This is a genomic window from Hymenobacter psychrotolerans DSM 18569, from assembly GCF_900142395.1.
GTDB lineage: Bacteria > Bacteroidota > Bacteroidia > Cytophagales > Hymenobacteraceae > Hymenobacter > Hymenobacter psychrotolerans.
On the sequence record NZ_FRAS01000007.1, the window covers coordinates 70,003 to 88,160 of the forward strand.

An 18,158-nucleotide genomic window follows, 5' to 3' on the forward strand; every position below is an offset into this window, starting at 1 on the left:
GCATTTTCTGCCCGGCAGCGCCGATACTTATTTGGTCGGCATCAGTACGCCGTCGATGACGTGCGTTACACCGTTGCTCGATACCACGTTGGGAATCGTCACGTTGGCTGAGCCACCTTTGGCGTCGTGCAGCATCACGGTGTTGCCTTTGCGGTGCACCATCAGCGTTTCGCCTTCCACGGTGGTCAGTGTCTGGCCGTCTTTCAGGTCGGCGGCCATCAGGCGGCCCGGCACTACGTGGTACGTCAGGATGGTGGCCAGCTTCTGCTTGTTTTCGGGCATCACCAGCGTGTTCACCGTGCCGGCGGGCAGCTTGTTGAAGGCAGCGTTGGTGGGCGCAAATACCGTGAAGGGGCCAGTGCCTTTCAGCGTTTCTACAAGGCCGCCGGCTTTCACGGCAGCTACCAGCGTGGTATGGTCCGAAGAGCCCACCGCGTTGTCCACGATGTCTTTGTCAGGCGTCATCATCGCGCCGCCTACCATCACGCCTGCGCCGGCATCAGGAGCCATTTCGCTCATCTGCATGTTTTTCATGTCGGCGCCTTTACGGGGCTTGGTGGTGGCTTTCATCTTGGAGCCGTCGGCAGCCTCGCCCTTCACCTTCATCTTGCCATCATCGGCCACCTTGGTTTTGGTGGTCATTTCGGCGTCTTTGACTTTGGTTTTCTCGTCGTCCGACTTGGTTTTGGTCTGGGCCAGCGAGGTAGAAGAAGCGCCTACGGAAAGGGCCAGGGCCAACGCAGTAACAGAAAAGAGTTGCTTGAACATGAGAGTAGAGGTTGGGGATGAAAAGTTGTTGGCCGCTATACGAGGCATCCCGCGCAATGGATACCTCAACAGCACACCAGCAGCCCGTTGCTATTCCCTATGGCTCTACTGCTTGCTAAGTAGGTTCTGCATCTGGCGGAGGCGAGGCATGGCGGCACCCGTTTGTTCCGGTTGCTTTTCCAGCGCAGATGGTGCGCCCCAAATGCGAAAAGGCCCGTTCTGCATGCTGCAGAACGGGCCTTTGGTGTGGTCGCGCTAGGAATCGAACCTAGATCTAGAGCTTCGGAGGCTCCCATACTATCCGTTGTACTACGCAACCCGGTAGTGAGGCGCAAAACTAGAGAGAAAATGCCGCTGTGCAAAACAGCACACGCCATTTTCTGCAAAATGATGTTCAGCGCAGCCATAACCTTCCGGCCCGTAAAGCAGTTAGCTACACCACACAACCCGAACTTTTCTTTTTTATGGCAACCAACGAAAAAAAGAACCTATATACCGCCGACGCAACGGCAGTGGGCGGCCGTAGCGGCCACGTGCGCTCGGCCACAGGCGTCATCGATATGGATATGTCGGTGCCGGAAGGGCTGGGCGGCAAAAAAGGTGCTACCAACCCCGAGGAATTATTTGCGGCCGGCTATGCTTCCTGCTTCCAGCAGGCCCTGCTCGTTATTGCCCAGCGCGCCGGCGACAAGCTCGATCCGCAAACCGAAGTAAAATGCTCCGTGACCTTGTTTCAGGAGGGCGAAGGCTACGGCCTCTCGGCGGTGCTTGATGTAGACCTGAAGTCGTTTGATCAGCAGAAAACAATGGATATGGTGCGCCAGGCCCACAAAATCTGCCCGTACTCGGTCGGCACCCGCGGCAACATGCAAGTAGATCTGCGCGTGAAAGGGGAGACGCTGCCCGTAGAGGCCGAAGACAACGCCGGAGTAGCAGCCAAAGGCTAACGCTTGGTGTATTTCACTAAAAAAGGCCCGTCCGGATATCCGGACGGGCCTTTTTGTATGCAGGCTTGGCAGAGTTAGATGCCCTGAGCCGCCAGCACTTCTTTCACACGCTCGGCGGCGTCTTTCAGCAGCACGGCTGAGTAGACCTTCAGGCCGCTTTCGTCGATGATGCGGGCGCCTTCTTCGGCGTTGGTACCCTGCAGACGCACGATGATAGGCACTTTGATGTCGCCGATGTTCTTGTAGGCTTCCACCACGCCATTCGCCACCCGGTCACAGCGTACGATGCCCCCGAAGATGTTGATGAGAATGGCTTTCACGTTCGGATCCTTCAGGATGATGCGGAAGCCGGCTTCTACGGTCTGGGCGTTGGCTCCACCCCCTACGTCGAGGAAGTTGGCCGGCTCGCCGCCGCTCAGCTTGATGATGTCCATGGTGGCCATGGCCAGGCCGGCGCCGTTTACCATGCAGCCCACGTTGCCGTCGAGCTTCACGTAGTTCAGGTGAGAGGCCGAAGCTTCTACCTCCAGCGGATCTTCCTCGTTGGTGTCGCGCAGCTCCACGAAGTCCTTGTGGCGGTAGAGGGCGTTTTCGTCGAGGGTTACTTTGGCGTCAACGGCCAGAATCTTGTCGTCCGACGTTTTCAGAACGGGGTTGATTTCGAACATGGCCGAGTCCGTTTCGTCGTAGGCCTTGTACAGCGCCTGCACGAACTTCACCATCTCCTTCTGCGCCGCGCCGGTCAGGCCCAGGTTGAAGGCAATTTTAGCGGCCTGGAACGGACGCAGACCTACGCGCGGGTCTACATGCTCGCGGTGGATTTTCTCGGGATGCGCCTCGGCTACTTCCTCGATGTCCATGCCACCCTCGGTGGTGTAGATGATAACGTTTTTGCCGGTCGCACGGTCCAGCAGCACGCTCATGTAGTATTCCTTGGTTTCCGAAGCGCCGGGGTAGTAGACGTCCTGCGCAATCAGCACCTTGTGCACCTTACGGCCTTCGGCGCCGGTTTGCTTGGTTACCAGCTGCATGCCGATGATCTGGCCGGCAATTTCTTTTACCTGCTCCAGGTTTTTGGCGAGTTTCACCCCACCCCCTTTGCCACGGCCGCCCGCATGAATCTGGGCTTTGATAACGTACCAGCTGGTGCCGGTTTCTTCGGTCAGCTTCTTAGCCGCTTCCACAGCCTGCTCAGGCGTGTCGGCAGTAATGCCTTCCTGCACGCGCACGCCATAGCGCTTCAGAATTTCTTTGCCCTGATACTCGTGAATGTTCATAGAGGTCGGTTAAGAGGGGTTCGGGGTGGTTAACTAGCCGCGAAAGTAGGCAGAAATGAGTTGTCAGTTGTCAGGTACGTGCCGTAAGTTGTCGGTTGTGGCCGGATACGCCGCCTCAGCCCACAATATTCAACCGCTGAAAAACCACAGCCAACAACCTACTTCCCGTACCATGTGGCCATTACCTGGCCCGCCGGCTTGTGCTGGGGCGTGAAGTCGAGGTGGCGGCGGGCCGGGCCATCGGGCTGCAAACCAGGATACCACTTCCAGATAAAGATGCCGCGAAACCACGGCTGCGGCCAGAACGTCTCGAACAGGGCCTCATAGCATAGGCGCTGGGTGGTTTCGTCGGGCTGCGCTGGGGCGGCCTTGCGGTCGGGCCAGGCCCAGGGCTGGATGGCGGCGTCGGGCGTGGTTTTGTAGCCGGCTTCCGTAAATAGCACGGGCTTCCGGTAGCGTTTCTGCACGGCCCGGATGCGGCGCAGCGGCTCCTGCCACGCTTTCAGCAGCTCGGCTTTGGCCGGGCGCTCCTGCTGGCTGAGCGGGAAGTAGGCCTGAATACCAATGTAGTCCAGCGCATCCCAGAACCGGATCTGCTCGAACTCATCGCTCCAGTTGGCCGCGTACGTGAGCGGGCCCCGGTACACCTGCCGCACCTGCCGGATCAGGGTGCGCCACTCGGTTTCGTGCCCGGTAGAAGCGTGCTGCAGCTCCGTCCCGATGCAGAGCGCCTCCATGCCGTTTTCCTCGGCCAGGCGGGCGTAGTGCAGCATAAACACAGTGTACGACGCAAACCACGCCTGCCACTCAGCTTCGGAAGCCATGTTCACGTCGCCGGGCCAGGTGCCGCCGCTGCGCAGCCACAGGTGCGGCTTCAGCATGGTCCGGATGCCGCGCTGCCGTGCCAGCAGTGCCGTCCGGACAAGGCCCCGGTCACTTTCGCCCCAGTACTGACGGCTGACCACGCCGGTATGCAGGCGTATTTCGGGCCGCGCCGCATCGGGCTGCCAGCCAAACGGCGTCTGGGCTATCCAGGTCACGTGGGCCTGCACCAGCGGCTCCATATCCTGGCTCGAAGCCGAGTCAACGGCCACCCAGTTGACACCCAGCAGGCGGCCTGATGCAGTAGGGGTAACCGCCGGCACAGCACCAGCCGGCACCAGTGGCAGGGGAGCCGGCTGCCGCAAGGCAGCTGCTCCGGCCCAGAGTAGTGCCAGCATGCCGGCCACAACCCAGGCGAAGCGGTAAAAAGCAGGAAACGGGACAGCCATCATGGAATCGGCGAAGCGCAAAAGCGGAAACCCAAATTGCGCAAAACCGCCCGTATCTCCCTTCCGTTAGCCTCTGCACCGTGCTACCGCGGGCCGGAAGGCCGATGAAATCTGACCGGGCTGCGTAATCTGCGCGGCAAACTGTAGATTTGTTTCCCGTATTCCGGCTCACTTCACCTGGTTCCGTTTTGCTGCAAGCCATAAACGTTCGTAAAAGCTACAACACGCTGGAAGTCCTCAAGGGCATCGATCTGACCATTGAAAAGGCGGAAATCGTGTCTATTGTGGGCTCATCGGGAGCAGGCAAAAGCACGCTGCTGCACATTCTGGGCACGCTCGACAATCCGGATTCCGGCGAAATTCTCTTTGATGGCGAATCGGTCAGCTCGCTGAAACGCTCGGAGCTGGCGCGCTTCCGCAACCGGCATATCGGTTTCATCTTCCAGTTTCATAATCTGCTGCCCGAATTCACGGCTCTGGAAAACGTGTGCCTGCCGGCCTATCTGGCGGGCCGCTCGGAGAAGGAAACCCGGGTGCGGGCCCGCGAATTGCTCGGGATGCTGAACCTGGAGCGCCGCGCCGACCATAAGCCCTCAGAAATGAGCGGCGGCGAGCAGCAGCGCACGGCCGTAGCGCGGGCCCTCATCAACTCGCCCGAAATCATCTTCGCCGATGAGCCCAGCGGCAACCTCGACTCGCAGAACGCGCAGGAGCTGCACCAGATATTCTTTCTGCTGCGCAAGGAGCTGGGCCAGACCTTCGTCATCGTAACGCACAACGACCAGCTGGCCGAAATGGCGGACCGCAAGATTACAATGAAGGACGGCTACATCTGGGAAGGCCCCAACTAACCTGCCTCTACCGCTATACTGCATAATACAAAAAAAAGCCGCTGGCAGCACGCCAGCGGCTTTTTCGTGCGCCTATAGGAGCCTGATGGCAGGAACCGAAGGCGTGCCGGCAACGTTCATGATAGTGGCGCTAAAGTGCTGCCTCAGCGGCTTTTATCATGGTAGCTGCTGTGCATGCGGAACGTGACGTGAGGCAGAAAACAGACGCAGATTGTATGGAGTGGAATCTAAAGTTGTTAGTTGGCTAACCTTGTTGGAAATATTATTTACAAGTAACTGATAATCAAGATAAAAAAATGATAAAAAATATTCTATTTAGTGCACCTTTTCAGGCGTAGATAAGTTATATACTCAGAACACACAACGGTATTACAGGACATAAAAGGAAAGACGCCATGAGCGAAGCAACCAAGAACATCAAAGAGCCGGTTCGCAAGACCAAAATCGAGAGCTACGACATCTCGCGCTCCGACGAGACGCTGCATCTGGCGACGGACCTTGCTAAGTTTATCAAGGAAAACAAGCTCACTACCACGGTGCAGGGCAAGGAGTTTGTGAACGTGGAAGGCTGGCAGTACGCCGGCTCGCGCCTGGGCATCGTGCCCATCGTCGAGCACGTCATCAACGTCTCGAACGACCAGGAAATCAAGTACCAGGCCAAGGTGACGCTGTTCGATATGCGTAGCGGCCACACGGTAGGGGCGGGCTTTGCAATCTGCTCCAGTAAAGAGCAGGGCAAGAAGTTCTACCAGGAGTTTGCCATCATGAGCATGGCCCAGACCCGGGCTATCGGCAAGGCATACCGTAACATTCTGGCCTGGATTATTCGGGCTGCCGGTTACGAGCCGACGCCTGCCGAGGAAATGGAGTATGGCGGCAACACGCCTGCTGCCAGCCAGCCAGCTATGGCGGTGGTGCCTACCGCTACTCCGGCGGCCGTAGCTGCTGAGGCTCCGGCACCCATGAAGGCAGTGGCTGCAGAGCCGGCTGCCCCGGCCGTAGCCTATGCATCGGCGGCGAAGAAGGAGGAGATTATCCGCCTGCTGAATCACCCGGTGATTACTCGTCCGGAAAAGACCAAGATGTTGCTCAACATCAACCGTCTGGACGATGAGCGGGCCACGCAGGCTATTGCCAAGCTGAAGAAGGCCATCGAAGACCGTGAAAACGGTCAGGCCGCAGCCGCATAAGCTGCCAATATCAATACCGAAAGCCCGGTTCCGCTTGGAGCCGGGCTTTTTGCTTGTAGAGGCATGCACAGTGCCGAAAGCCGATTTGTTGGTGGTCGTATGTAGCACGCCGGTTTCCGTTTCCAGCCTCTCGGCGCTACCTTCGTAGTCCGCCAATTCCTTTAACTCAGTTGCTACCCGAAACCGACGATATTCTGCACGTGCTGCGCCAGACCTGGGGCCACACCCGGTTTCGGCCGCTGCAGGAAGACATTATCCGGTCGGTGCTGGCGGGGCAGGACACGCTGGCGCTGCTGCCCACGGGCGGCGGCAAAAGCATTTGCTTTCAGGTGCCGGCGCTGGCCCGGCCGGGGCTGTGCCTGGTGGTGTCGCCGCTGATTGCGCTGATGAAGGACCAGGTGGAAAACCTGCGTAAGCGTGGCATCAAAGCCGAAGCCGTGTATGCCGGCATGAGCCACCAGGAAATCGACCAAACGCTGGATAACTGCGTGTATGGGCCGGTGAAGTTCCTGTACGTGAGCCCCGAGCGGCTGCTGACGGACATGTTTCGGGCGCGGGTAGGCAAGATGAAGGTGAGCCTACTGGCCATCGACGAAGCGCACTGCCTTTCGCAATGGGGCTACGACTTTCGGCCGCCCTACCTGCGGATTCAGGAGTTGCGCGAGTTGCTGCCCGGTGTGCCGTGCATTGCCCTCACGGCTACTGCCACCGAGAAAGTGCGGCAGGATATTATAGAAAAACTGCGGTTTGGGGCCTCACACCGGGTGTTCCAGCAGAGCTTTGCCCGGCCCAATCTGTCGTATTCGGTGCTGAGCACGGAAGACAAGCTCAAGCGCATGCTGGAAGTGGTGCGCGGGGTAGGGGCCGACAAAACCAGCATTGTGTATGCCCGCACGCGCCGCCAGACTGAGGAAGCGGCCAATTATCTGCGCCAACAGAACGTGGCGGCGGCGCCCTACCACGCCGGCCTGCCCAGCGAGCAGCGCACCCGCACCCAGCAGGACTGGATGCAGAACAAAACCCGTTGCATTGTGGCTACTAATGCCTTCGGGATGGGCATCGATAAGCCCGACGTGCGGCTGGTAGTACACCTTGATGCGCCCGACAACCTGGAGGCCTACTACCAGGAAGCGGGCCGCGCCGGCCGCGACGAGAAGTACGCTTTTGCCGTGCTGCTGCAGGGCCCCAACGATGCCGACGAGTTGCGCCGCCGCACCCAGCAGGCCTACCCGCCGCTGGACACGGTGCGCCGCGTGTATCAGGCGCTGGCTAATTTCTCGCGCACGGCTGTGGGTGGCGGTGAGCTGGTGGCGTTTGACTTCGATATTCAGCAGTTTGCGGAAACCTACCGCATCAAGGCGCTGGACGCGCACAACAGCCTGCGCACGCTGGAACGGGAGGGATTTGTGCAGCTGAATGAGGCCGTCAACAATCCGGCCCGCGTGCATATCCCCATCGACCACACCGACCTGTACCGGTTTCAGGTGGCCAACCAGCAGCACGACCAGCTTATCAAGAGCCTGCTGCGCTTTAATGGGGGCGAGCTGTTTGCAGGTTTCCAGCGGATTTCCGAGAACAGCCTGGCCCAGCACCTGCGCCTGAGCGTGGTGGATGTGCGCAAGATGCTGGTGTTTCTGCACCGCTCCGGCATCATTCAGTACCAGCCCAAGCACGAGTCGCCGCAGGCCCTGTTCACCACCCCGCGCTTCGATGCCGACAAGCTGCCGCTGGACCAGAAACGCCTGAACCAGGCCCGCGAGCTGGCCCGCCACAAAACCGAATCCGTGATTCGCTATGCCGGCGGTGGGCGCTGCCGCCAGCAGCTGCTGCTGGAGTATTTCGGCGAGCTGGACGCGCCTGCCTGCCAGGTCTGCGACTTTTGCCTGGCCCGGAAGAAAGCACGCCAGGACGCAGCGCCGGCTCCTGAGTTGCGGGAACAACTGGTGGCTTTGGTGAAAGCAACGCCCCAGACGCCCCGCGAAATCCTCACGCACTTCGCGCCGGGCCAGGCCACGGCCGTTACGCAACTGCTGCGGGAGCTGGTGGAGCTGGGCGAGCTGGCGTACGCGCCGGATGGGCGGCTGGGGTAGGTATTTAGATCCTTAGCCGGACAGTGTTATGCTAGATAAATTCGATGTCCAAGCTCAATTCACCCGGTTGCTGTCCGGTAAACTATGGCCGGAATTCAAGAAGCGCGGCTACAAGAGACACTGCGGCAACTTCCGGTACTACGATGCTGCTGGCTGGGGAAAGATCGTAAATGTGCAGAAAAGCGCGTTTTCTACTAAAGGCAATATCAGCTTCACGATAAACACGGGTTTATATCTGCGAGAAGCCGAGAGGTACCTAATGGGCCGGGCCAACGAAGAAAAGTTTCTAGAGCCGGACTGCTTGATACGAAAACGAATAGGCAGCCTAGCTGGCAACGACTTAGATCTGTGGTACAACCTAGATGGCCAGACAGTCTGGTCTGACGTCGAAGCAGTAGTTACTCAGGATGTCCATCAGGTTGTGCTTCCGTACCTAGACGGTATTAGGTCAGTAGAAGATATTATGCATCAGCTGTTTAGGGAGCGAGGCCCTGGTGTATTCGCTGGTATTAGGGCGCTATTCGTATATGGCCGAAAAGCCGAAGCACGGCAATGGTTGGCGGACGAGCAGAATAGCACAGTGTATACCTACCGCAAGAAACAGCTGCAAGAACTAAGCAGAGAGCTGGATGCAACGGAATAAGCTACACCCAAAAAGCCGCCCCGGCCGCGCCTGAAACAGGCACAGCCGGGGCGGCTTTTTCTTGAGAAAGCTCGAAGTTATTTCTTCAGCAGTTTCAGCAGCTCCTCAGCGGCCGGCTCCGACGAAGCGGGGTTCTGGCCGGTAATGAGGTTGCCGGCTTTTACCACGTACGGAGCCCAGTCGGCACCTTTGGAGTAGGTGCCGCCGTTTTGCTTCAGCATGTCTTCCACCAGGAATGGCACCACGTTGGTCAGCTGCACGGCTTCTTCCTCGGTGTTGGTGAAGCCGGTAACGGACTTGCCTTTCACCAGCAGCTCGCCGTTGGTGTCTTTCACGTGGCGCAGCACACCGGGAGCGTGGCACACGGCCGCCACGGGCTTGCCGGCGGCGTAGAAGCTCTCAATCAGCTCGATGGACTTCTTGTCTTCGGCCAAGTCCCAGAGCGGACCGTGGCCGCCGGGGTAGAACACGGCGTCGTAGTCAGCGGCCGAAACCGAGGCAAGCGGCACAGTGCCGGCTAGGGACTTCTGCGCCTCAGGGTCCTGCTTAAAGCGCTTGGTGGCGTCGGTTTGGGCGTCGGGGTCGTCGCTCTTGGGGTCGAGGGGCGGCTGCCCGCCCGCGGGCGAGGCCAGCGTGAGCGTGGCACCGGCATCCTGGAACACGTAGTAAGGTGCGGCAAATTCTTCGAGCCAGAAACCGGTTTTCTTGCCTGTGTCGCCGAGCTGGTCGTGCGAGGTCAGCACCATCAATATCTTCATGGGAGTAGGGAATAAGAGTGAAAATGGAATCGGTAGCTAGGCTACCTTCACAATGGCTTTACCGGTGTTTTCGCCTTTGAACAACCCCAGGAATGCCGCCGGAATCTGGTCGAAGCCTTCCGTCACGGTTTCTTCGGCCCGCAGCTTGCCCTGCTGGTACCACTCGGTCAGTTGCTTCACGCCCTCGGGCCAGCGCTGGTAGTAGTTGCTCACGATGAATCCCTGCAGCTTGGTGCTGGTTTTGAGCAGCTTGGCTTCCGGGCGTGGACCCATGGGGGCTTCGGCCTCGTTGTAGCTCGAAATCTGGCCGCAGAGGGCAATGCGGGCGTGGTTGTTGAGCAGGTCGTAGACGGCATCCGTAATGGGGCCGCCCACGTTGTCGAAGTAGCAGTCTACGCCGTTGGGCGCCGCAACGGCCAGGGCTTCCGGAATATTGGCCGTTTTGTAGTTGATGGCCTCATCGAAGCCCAGCTCCTTCAGGTACGCCACTTTCTCATCGGAACCAGCCGTGCCCACCACGCGGGCTCCTTTGATTTTGGCAATCTGGCCCACAAGCAGGCCCACTGCGCCGGCCGCCCCCGATACCACTACCGTTTCGCCGGGTTGCGGCTGGCAGATATCGAGCAGCCCGAAATAGGCCGTGAGGCCCGGCATACCCAGCAGCCCCAGGTAGTAGCTGGCCGGCGCCTGGCCGTCGGCAATAGGCTGCAGGCCCTTACCATCCGACACGCTATACTGCTGCCAGGGCAGATTGCCGGTAACCAGCGTGCCTACCGGCAGGCTAGCAAGCTGGCTTTCCACTACTTCAGCCACGGCCCCGCCCGCAATGGGCTGGTTGAGCTCAAACGGTGGGATATAGGATTTGCCCTCGTTCATGCGGCCGCGCATATACGGGTCCACGGAAACGTAGCGCGTTTTCTGCAGTACCTGGCCCGGTGAAAGGGCCGGCAGGTCGTGGGTTTCGAAGCGGAAATTATCGGCTGTGGGCGCACCTTTGGGGCGGCTGGCAAGCAGGATGGCTTGGGTTTGCATGACGGAAACAATCTGGTAAAACAAAGCTCCCATTCTGCGCGGGTGAAAGAGCCTGCCGCGCCGGACGGTAGAAGCCGCCCCAACGGGAGAAGGTCCGGTGCCCGGCGCAGAATGGCAGCACCTGGAAGCGCTGGGGCAGGCTAAGCCGCCTCAGTCGTGGTAGTCAGGCGTACTTCGATGTTGCCTTTGGTGGCGCGCGAGTAAGGGCAGATGCCGTGGGCGGCTTCCACCAGCTGCTCGGCCTGGCCCTGCTCTACGCCGGGAATGTTTATGTGCAGGTCGGCCGAAATGCCGTAGCCGCCATCTTCTGCCTTCCCAAAACCGATGAAAGCCTCCACCGTAACCCCGTCCAGCTTCACGCTGGCCTGGCGGGCAGCTACGCCCAGCGCACCTTCGAAGCAGGCCGCGTAGCCAGCCGCAAACAGCTGCTCGGGGTTGGTAGCGCCGGCTTTGCCGGGGCCGCCCATTTCCTTCGGCGTGCTCAGCGACACTGCCAACGCGTTGTTTTCGGTGGTTACCTGGCCGTCGCGGCCTCCTTTGGCTTTGGCTTGTGCGGTGAAGAATTTTTCAACGATTTTCATAGGAAACAAAGAAGTGAGAAAGTAAAAAAGCCAGCTTACGCCAGTTGTTTTAGTAAGGTGTTCAGTTGGTTGCGGAGGGCCTCGGCCTCAGCCCGCGTCATATTGAGCCGCGCAAATACCGCTTCCGGCACCTGGCAGGCTCGCACCTGTAGCTCCTGGCCGGCCGGCAGCAGCCCGATAATCACGGAACGCTCATCGCGCGGGTCGCGGCGGCGGCTGATGAGCTGCTTCTGCTCCAGGCGCTTAAGCAGCGGCGTAAGCGTGCCCGAATCCAGAAGCAGCTTGTCGCCGAGCTCCTTCACCGACAATTCCCGGTGCTCCCACAGCAGCAGAAACACCAGATACTGCGGGTACGTCAGGTCCAGCTCCTGTAGCAGTGGCTGGTAGGCTTTGGTAACCATCCGCGAAAGGGCATACAACGGAAAGCACAGTTGGTTGTCCAGCTGCAGCAAAGGATTGGCGACGATGGGAGTGTTGCTCATATGTTCTGCTAAGTAAACGAATAAGAGTTGTATAATGTTTAATTGTGCGCAATTAAAAAGTCCTTGTCGTAGGCTGTACTTCTGTAGTACAGACGCGAAAAAGCCGCGTCCTGGGTGGGAGAAGCGGCTTTTTGTCGCAATAAGGAAATGTGCCTAGCTTTTCTGGTACGCCTGAAAACCGCCCAGCAGGTTGCGCACTCGCGTGAAGCCCTGCTGATTGAGGAAAGCCTGCGCCGTAGACGAGCGTCCGCCGCCTTTGCAGTGCACAATGATTTCCTGCTCTTTCAGGTCTTCGAGGTCGGCTACCTTATCGGGCAGGGTACCCAGCGGAATGTTCTGGCTGCCTTCGATGCGGCCTTCTTCGTTTTCCCAGGGCTCACGGACATCAATGATGGTCGGTTTCTCGCCAGCGGCCTGGCGTTGCTTTAGCTCGGCAGGGGTGATGTCGGGCATAATATGAGGAGTAGACTAGTGGAAGGAAGAAAAAACGAACTGTAAAGGTGGTAAAAACTGCGGAAAACCATTCTTAAGCAGCACAGTCACTTATGGTTATTTGGCCAGAACCACACGCTTCGTGACCGTCAGCCCATCGGCCAGCGTGAGTTGCACCAGATAGAGGCCTGCCGGCAAGGCGCGCAGATCCAGCGTGGGCTGGCCCTGCTGAGCTGCCGGCTGCTGCCAGGCCACCCGCCCCAGCGCGTCCAGCACCAGCGCCCGGGCGTAGCGGCCCTGCACCTGTACCAGCCCATCGGAAGAAGGGTTCGGGTACAGGCTGTAGCCCGCTGCCACTGCCGCCGGAGCCACTGCCAGCACGTAGTTGGTCATCACGGGGCGCAACATCAGGGCATAGCCTTGGTAAAGTGGAGGCGTGGCTGGCGAAACGGTCGGCTTTACTTCCCAGAAACCTCTGGTGAACTGCCACATAGCATCGGCTGCCGGCACCGTGTTCATATCCACGTTGATGCTGAGGGGCGTACTGACAATGCCGTGGCCGTAGCCGGCAAAAAAGACGCCGCTCACTGCCACCGGCGCCGGCAGCGGTACTTCGATGAAGGTCTGGCCGGCGGGCATAGAGTCGGGCAGCACAATGCTCTGGGTCGATTTGGGCAGACGGGTAGGGGCGTTGCCATTAGCCGGGTCGGCGTCCCAGATATTGACGGTTATTGTGCGGTTGGCAGCGCTCGGAAACGAAGGCGAAATACGGATGCTGCGCACCTGGTCGGGCTTGTTCAGCTCAAACCGCAAGGCGTAGTAGTTGGAAGCCAGGCCGGGCGGCGGCACACTCACGGTTGCCTCGGCCGTGCCGTCGTCAAAAGCATAATAGTCGCTCAACTCCGTCAGACGCGTGATGTTGTCGTTGGGCAGTGTGAGCGGATTGGTGCCGCCTTCATTGGTAATGAGCTGCAACCGGTGGCGAATTACTTTCGGGTCGGCCGTGACGGGGATAGGAGTGGTGCGCAGGTCGCCTTCTATTTTGGCCTGGTACTGCGGGCTGATGAGCGAAAAAGGCGCGGTAGTCGTGAACGTGGCGACCGGGCCGCTGGGCAATACTTCCAGCGTGCCTATCCAGCGGCCCGGCACCGGAATATTGGTGGTAGCCAGGTTGTTGATGGTGGTGTAGGTGGCCGGATTCAGCTGGCTGGCCGGATTGGCGGCCGCATTGTACTGCCACACCGGCATAGACGAGCCGCGCGCCAGCAGGCTGGTCAGGGGCATGCTGGTAGCCACATCCTGATAGGTGGAGTCGGCCACGGATTGCACGGGAGCCAGCTTTACGTAATCGACGCTCCAGGAATCGGTGTTTTCGGAAAGGCTGCCGCGGGTCCGGAAGCGGAACTGAAAGTTGGCGTGCAGAAACCGCGTTTGCTCAACGGCTACAAACTTGCGCCGGAAGGCTTCCCGGCTGTCAGCCGTTTGCGGCTTCACCCACACCGGCACCCAGATCCCATTGGCGTCCTTAAACTCCAGCTGCAACGACCGGTTGCGGGAGCTGGTGCTCACCTCCGGGATGCGCAGCAGGTTGCCGGCCTGCCAGTAAAAACCCAGGTACAGCTTGTCGGCGGCTGTGCGGCCACTCAGGTCAATGGGCAGCGACGTCAGCGTGTCGATGTAGCTGTTGCCACTGCCGTAGGGGCGGCCGTCGGCTTTCAGGCCATCGAGAAAGGCGGTGCCGCGGGTGGGTGGGCCTACCGCAAACCGGTTGTTGACGAGCGCGCCGCCGCCAGCCAGCCAGAGCTGAGGATCAGGCTGGCCATCGAGCGGCGTGGTGAAGTCATCGAAGAAGGGCAGCGACAACGCCTGGCCGCGCTGGGCCGTGGCAGCAGGTTTCGCCGCCTGCACAGCCCGCGCCGGGTCGGAAGTGAGGGGCGCAAGCTGCGCCCGGCCCGCCAGCGGCAAAGCACTCAGGAATAAGAAAACAGGAAGGCGTAAAGGTTTCAGACACATCATCGGGACTAAGTTAAGATACCTGCTGCAAACGTGTCGGCTGTGCAGAAAATTTCAGGCCTCCCCCGAAAACCAGCCCTTAAACCGTTCTGCAGCGAAAAGCCCTCATCAGGACAGCCGCCGCGCAGCTGTCCTGATGAGGGCTCATCGTAAAACAGGCTTTGTGCTAGTTTACGCCTTTCACGGGTTCGTCGCCGGCCACCCAGATATCAACCAGCTGGCCCATGCGAATGGTAGCGCCGGGCGAGGCCACGGGGCGCTGCTTTACCACGGTGCCGTCGGTTTCGCCGTTCTGGGCGGGCTGATAGAATACTTCGCCCAGTTGCAGGCCCTGGCCTACCAGCAGCGTAGTAGCTTCGTCGGCGGGCATGTTGATGAGGTTGGGAACCGGGAATTCCTGGTTGCCGAGGCCGTCGCCTACTTCCAAGTCTACTTTGGTGCCTTTGGCAATAGCCGCGCCGGGCGCAATGTCTTTGCCGTTCACCAGCTGCCGCAGCACCGCGTTCTGCTGAATGTTGGGCACCAGCTTAATCTGGCCTACCACCAGGTCGTAGCTGCTCAGAATCATCTGCGCGTTTTTCACCGAGCCGTCGGTCAGCTTGGGCATTTTGATGACGGGCGGGCTCTTCATGGCCACCGTAATGTAGATTTTACGGTCTTCCTTCACCTTCTCGCCGGGCGCGGGGTCCTGGTTCAGCACCGTGAAAGGCCGGGTGCCGGGGTTGTAGGAGCTGTCGTCGACGTAGTAGCGCAGGTTTCGCTCGTCGAGGTAGTCTTCGAGGTCGGCCTGGTTCATGCCCGTGATTTTGGGCACCACGATGGTTTCGCCGTGGTTGGTGGTGAGCGGCAGATACACGAAAAAGAACCCGAACACCAGCGCCGCCGTGGCCAGGCCAATCACCAGCAGGTGCTTTACAAGGTCGAGCGGCGTATCAGATTTGAGAAAGGACATCTGGGGGAGAGCTGAGATATGAGAACGTAGAACTTAGCGAAGTTCTGGCCCGAAAAGCAACATAAGGTAATGACATGATTCTAAGCTCTAAGCTCTAACTTCTCGGCTCTCTTTTTCCCGAATTCCAGAATCTGGTCGATGAACTGGTAGGGCGTGTAGCCGGCCAGCGCGGTCTGGTGGAAGATACAGGTGGCGGGCGTCATGCCGGGCAGCGAGTTTACCTCGATGATCAGCACTTCCACCGCCCCGTTGTCGCGCACCCGCACAAACGCGTCGATGCGGGCGTAACCCTGAATGTCGAGCACCTCGGCCACGCGCTTCAGCTCGGCTTTCACTTCCTCCGAAATGCGCTGGCGCTCCTGCGGCTCCGGGGCATAGCGGGCCGGCGTGATGTTCTGGCCTTCGCCGGCCAGAAACTTCTCTTCCAGGCTCAGCACTTCGCCCGTCGCCAGGGCTTCGGAGGCTTCAAATACCTCAATCTGCAGCTCGCCGTTGGGCCCGAAATGCGTGAGCAGGCCGCCCGTCACTTCCAGGAAATGCGCCGCGCCGTCGCGCGAAATCAGGGTTTCCACCAGGAAGGCGTCCTTCTGCGGAAACTCCTCCTTGAAGCCCAGGCTGAGCGTGGTGGCGTCCTCGGGCATCAGGTCTTCCTGGTCGCGGAAGATGAGGCGGGTGAAGGCCTCCAGCTCGGCGCGGGTCTTGATTTTCTTCACGGCCGAAGAGCAGCCGTCGTCGGCGGGCTTGGCGATGAAAGGGTAGGGGAACTGCGTTTCGAGGCTGCGGTAGAAGCCTTCCGCATCGGCTTGCCATTCCAGGCGGCTGGCCATGCGGTGCTCGGCCACGCGCAGCCCGGCTTCGCGCAGGCGGCGGTTGGTTTCAAACTTATTGATGGTGACGGAGCTGGAATCGGCGCCTGAGCCGTTATAAGGCAGCCCGAACTTTTCCAGCTCGCGCTGCAGGGCGCCATCCTCGCCGGGGCGGCCGTGCAGCGCAATAAACACCTCGTCGACCATGTCGGCCAGCTCCGCGAACGAAACACGGCGTGGCTGGGCCGTAGCCTGGCCGGCGTAAGTGCTGGTAATGGCCTCGGCCTCACGGCGGATGCGGGCCAGCACCGGATGCAGCTCGTGGCCGGCTTCGGCGTACTCGATTTTCTCCCGGATGTCGTCGGCGTTGTCCTTCAGCATCACGTTGATGGGCAGCACATACAGGCGGAATTCCTGGCTGTTGCCGGCCAGAAACACCGGCACTGGCTCATACTTCACGCTGGAGCTGAGCTTCTCGTAGATATTCCGGCCGCTCTCCACCGAAATGTGACGCTCCGACGAGTAGCCGCCCATAATTACGGCCACTTTGGTGCGGGTGCGCTCCTCGTGGGCCCGCGACGCCACGGCCGTATCGAGGCGCTGCAGCAGGGCCGCCAGCCGCACCGGCTGCATGCCGCCGCGCCGCCGCGCCGCCACGGACGTACGAATCAGGAACGTGAGAAACTGCGACGGATTGAGCCCGATTTCGGCCGCCTGATGGAAAAAGAACGACGCCGGCAGCATACCCGACGTGGTGTTCGGGTCGTTGAGGAAAATCTGGGGGGATGAGGTGATGGAGTGATGAGGTAATAAAGAATGGCTCTCACCTTTCACTCCATCACTTTTCACCTCATTACTAGCCAAAAATCCGTCGAGACGCGCGTATACCTGGAAGCCGAACGTGGTGAACATTTCCTCGCAGGCTTCCCGGATACGCTGGATTTCCGCTTCGGGCAGGTCGATGGGGGTGATTTTGCGCGACAGGCCAGGCAGGTACTTCGAGCGGTAGTCGAACATTTCCTCGCCCTTCACAATCTCCGTGGGCGGCAGCGCCAGCGGCTTGCCGCTCGGGTCTTCCACCACGATACACGAAAACTCGCGGCCCTGCACAAAGCTTTCCACCAGCACCTGCGACTCACCATCCACGTTGGTCAGGCGGACTGCTTCAGCGGTTTGCAGCCGCTCGGTGAGCGTAGTGAGCAGCGCTTCGGGATGATAAATGACGGTCGGCTCGTCGTCTAGCACCACCGGCAGCCCGATACCGTCGCGGATATCGGTGAGGTGCTGCACCCAGGCCAGCTTGTCGCGCTCCGAAAGGCGCTGCCAGTCGTCGCGGGTCACGGTTTTGCGGAACAGGCTGCGGTCAATGGCCGCCTGAAACCTGGTCACGTCGGCTTCGCGCAGGATGCTGATGCCGATGCTGCTGCCCTGGCGCGGGGCCTTGAACACCAGCGGCAAACCAAGCTCCCGCACGAGGTAGTCGAGGGTAGCTTGCGGGTCGGCGGCGTCCCACTCTTCGGCCGTCACGACGCGGAAGGCAGGCGTGGGCCGGCCCAGCGCGTGCAGCAGCTTTTTCTGCGCAATCTTATCAATGCCGAAGGCCGAAGGCAGGATGCCGGAGCCCGAATACGGAATGCCATACCACTCCAGCAGGCCCTGAATAGCGCCATCTTCGCCGGCCGGGCCGTGCAAAGCCAGGAAGGCAAAATCCATCAGCTCGCGCAACTCATGCGGCTGCACGCGGCGGCCTACTTCGACGATAATCTGGTCCTGCTCGGCCTGCGCCAGCTCGCCCAGGCTTTCCAGGTAGACCTGCAGCTTGTGCTCGGAAGCGGGCAGCGCCGAAACCGGCGGATAGAAGTCCCGGATGGTGCCCTTATAAATGTAGTGCCAGTCGAGCAAAATGAAGTTGCCGCGGCTGTCCACAAACACCGGCACGGCCTCAAACAGGGCCTTGTCGAGGTTGTCGTATACGGTGCGGCCGCCCGCGAAGCTGATTTCCCGCTCACGCGACGGGCCGCCGAAGAAGATGCCAATTTTCATAGGTAGCGCAAAGATAGGTAAT

General features: G+C 59.9%; 16 protein-coding genes and 1 tRNA gene. 5 read left to right on the forward strand and 12 right to left on the reverse strand.

Annotated features, from left to right (window positions below; translation table 11 throughout):
- Positions 1 to 27: 27 nt before the first annotated feature.
- On the reverse strand, positions 28 to 534 hold the full coding sequence (locus tag BUE15_RS08480) for a fasciclin domain-containing protein (protein WP_244535921.1): 507 nt from the start codon (positions 532 to 534) through the stop codon (positions 28 to 30).
- Positions 535 to 1,015: 481 nt separating this feature from the next.
- Positions 1,016 to 1,087: transfer RNA gene (locus BUE15_RS08485), tRNA-Arg, on the reverse strand.
- Positions 1,088 to 1,232: 145 nt separating this feature from the next.
- On the opposite strand from BUE15_RS08485, the gene BUE15_RS08490 reads away from it, so the two are divergent.
- Complete coding sequence (locus tag BUE15_RS08490) at positions 1,233 to 1,715, forward strand: Ohr family peroxiredoxin (RefSeq protein WP_073283191.1); 483 nt, start codon at positions 1,233 to 1,235, stop codon at positions 1,713 to 1,715.
- Positions 1,716 to 1,789: 74 nt separating this feature from the next.
- Here the strand turns inward: BUE15_RS08490 and sucC are convergent, their stop codons facing one another.
- Complete coding sequence (gene sucC, locus BUE15_RS08495; protein WP_073283193.1) at positions 1,790 to 2,992, reverse strand: ADP-forming succinate--CoA ligase subunit beta; 1,203 nt, start codon at positions 2,990 to 2,992, stop codon at positions 1,790 to 1,792.
- A 158-nt stretch (positions 2,993 to 3,150) separates the two neighbouring features.
- Positions 3,151 to 4,284 carry a glycoside hydrolase family 113 gene (locus BUE15_RS08500; protein WP_073283195.1) on the reverse strand — a complete coding sequence of 378 codons (1,134 nt, stop codon included), beginning with the start codon at positions 4,282 to 4,284 and terminating at the stop codon, positions 3,151 to 3,153.
- Between the two features lie 167 nt (positions 4,285 to 4,451).
- Here BUE15_RS08500 and BUE15_RS08505 point away from each other — a divergent pair, with 167 nt between their 5' ends.
- From BUE15_RS08505 to BUE15_RS08520, 4 genes are all read left to right on the forward strand, one after another.
- Positions 4,452 to 5,114, forward strand: coding sequence for an ABC transporter ATP-binding protein (locus BUE15_RS08505; RefSeq protein ID WP_073283197.1), 663 nt, complete (start codon positions 4,452 to 4,454; stop codon positions 5,112 to 5,114).
- Between the two features lie 395 nt (positions 5,115 to 5,509).
- Positions 5,510 to 6,304 (forward strand): hypothetical protein, encoded by a 795-nt coding sequence (locus BUE15_RS08510; protein WP_073283200.1) that lies wholly within the window; start codon positions 5,510 to 5,512, stop codon positions 6,302 to 6,304.
- A 170-nt stretch (positions 6,305 to 6,474) separates the two neighbouring features.
- On the forward strand, positions 6,475 to 8,394 hold the full coding sequence (locus tag BUE15_RS08515; protein WP_084548921.1) for a RecQ family ATP-dependent DNA helicase: 1,920 nt from the start codon (positions 6,475 to 6,477) through the stop codon (positions 8,392 to 8,394).
- 28 nt (positions 8,395 to 8,422) lie between these two features.
- Positions 8,423 to 9,037 carry a DUF4304 domain-containing protein gene (locus BUE15_RS08520; protein ID WP_073283202.1) on the forward strand — a complete coding sequence of 205 codons (615 nt, stop codon included), beginning with the start codon at positions 8,423 to 8,425 and terminating at the stop codon, positions 9,035 to 9,037.
- 77 nt (positions 9,038 to 9,114) lie between these two features.
- On the opposite strand, the gene BUE15_RS08525 is transcribed toward BUE15_RS08520, so the two are convergent.
- The 8 genes from BUE15_RS08525 to BUE15_RS08560 form a co-directional block, all read right to left on the reverse strand.
- The gene (locus tag BUE15_RS08525) at positions 9,115 to 9,795 is read right to left on the reverse strand and encodes a type 1 glutamine amidotransferase domain-containing protein (RefSeq protein ID WP_073283205.1); all 681 of its coding nucleotides are present in this window, start codon (positions 9,793 to 9,795) and stop codon (positions 9,115 to 9,117) included.
- A 36-nt stretch (positions 9,796 to 9,831) separates the two neighbouring features.
- Complete coding sequence (locus tag BUE15_RS08530) at positions 9,832 to 10,827, reverse strand: NADP-dependent oxidoreductase (RefSeq protein ID WP_073283207.1); 996 nt, start codon at positions 10,825 to 10,827, stop codon at positions 9,832 to 9,834.
- Between the two features lie 140 nt (positions 10,828 to 10,967).
- Positions 10,968 to 11,408 (reverse strand): organic hydroperoxide resistance protein, encoded by a 441-nt coding sequence (locus tag BUE15_RS08535; protein WP_073283210.1) that lies wholly within the window; start codon positions 11,406 to 11,408, stop codon positions 10,968 to 10,970.
- A gap of 35 nt (positions 11,409 to 11,443) precedes the next feature.
- The gene (locus tag BUE15_RS08540; RefSeq protein WP_073283213.1) at positions 11,444 to 11,890 is read right to left on the reverse strand and encodes a MarR family winged helix-turn-helix transcriptional regulator; all 447 of its coding nucleotides are present in this window, start codon (positions 11,888 to 11,890) and stop codon (positions 11,444 to 11,446) included.
- Between the two features lie 153 nt (positions 11,891 to 12,043).
- A complete protein-coding gene (locus BUE15_RS08545; RefSeq protein ID WP_073283215.1) occupies positions 12,044 to 12,343 on the reverse strand; it encodes a rhodanese-like domain-containing protein in 300 nt (99 codons plus the stop codon).
- A gap of 96 nt (positions 12,344 to 12,439) precedes the next feature.
- Positions 12,440 to 14,338 carry a T9SS type A sorting domain-containing protein gene (locus BUE15_RS08550; RefSeq protein WP_084548922.1) on the reverse strand — a complete coding sequence of 633 codons (1,899 nt, stop codon included), beginning with the start codon at positions 14,336 to 14,338 and terminating at the stop codon, positions 12,440 to 12,442.
- A gap of 163 nt (positions 14,339 to 14,501) precedes the next feature.
- Entirely contained in the window at positions 14,502 to 15,287 is a 786-nt protein-coding gene (locus BUE15_RS08555; protein WP_073283219.1) for a PASTA domain-containing protein, read from the reverse strand.
- A gap of 80 nt (positions 15,288 to 15,367) precedes the next feature.
- Positions 15,368 to 18,136 carry a D-alanine--D-alanine ligase family protein gene (locus BUE15_RS08560; protein WP_073283222.1) on the reverse strand — a complete coding sequence of 923 codons (2,769 nt, stop codon included), beginning with the start codon at positions 18,134 to 18,136 and terminating at the stop codon, positions 15,368 to 15,370.
- Positions 18,137 to 18,158 lie beyond the last annotated feature (22 nt).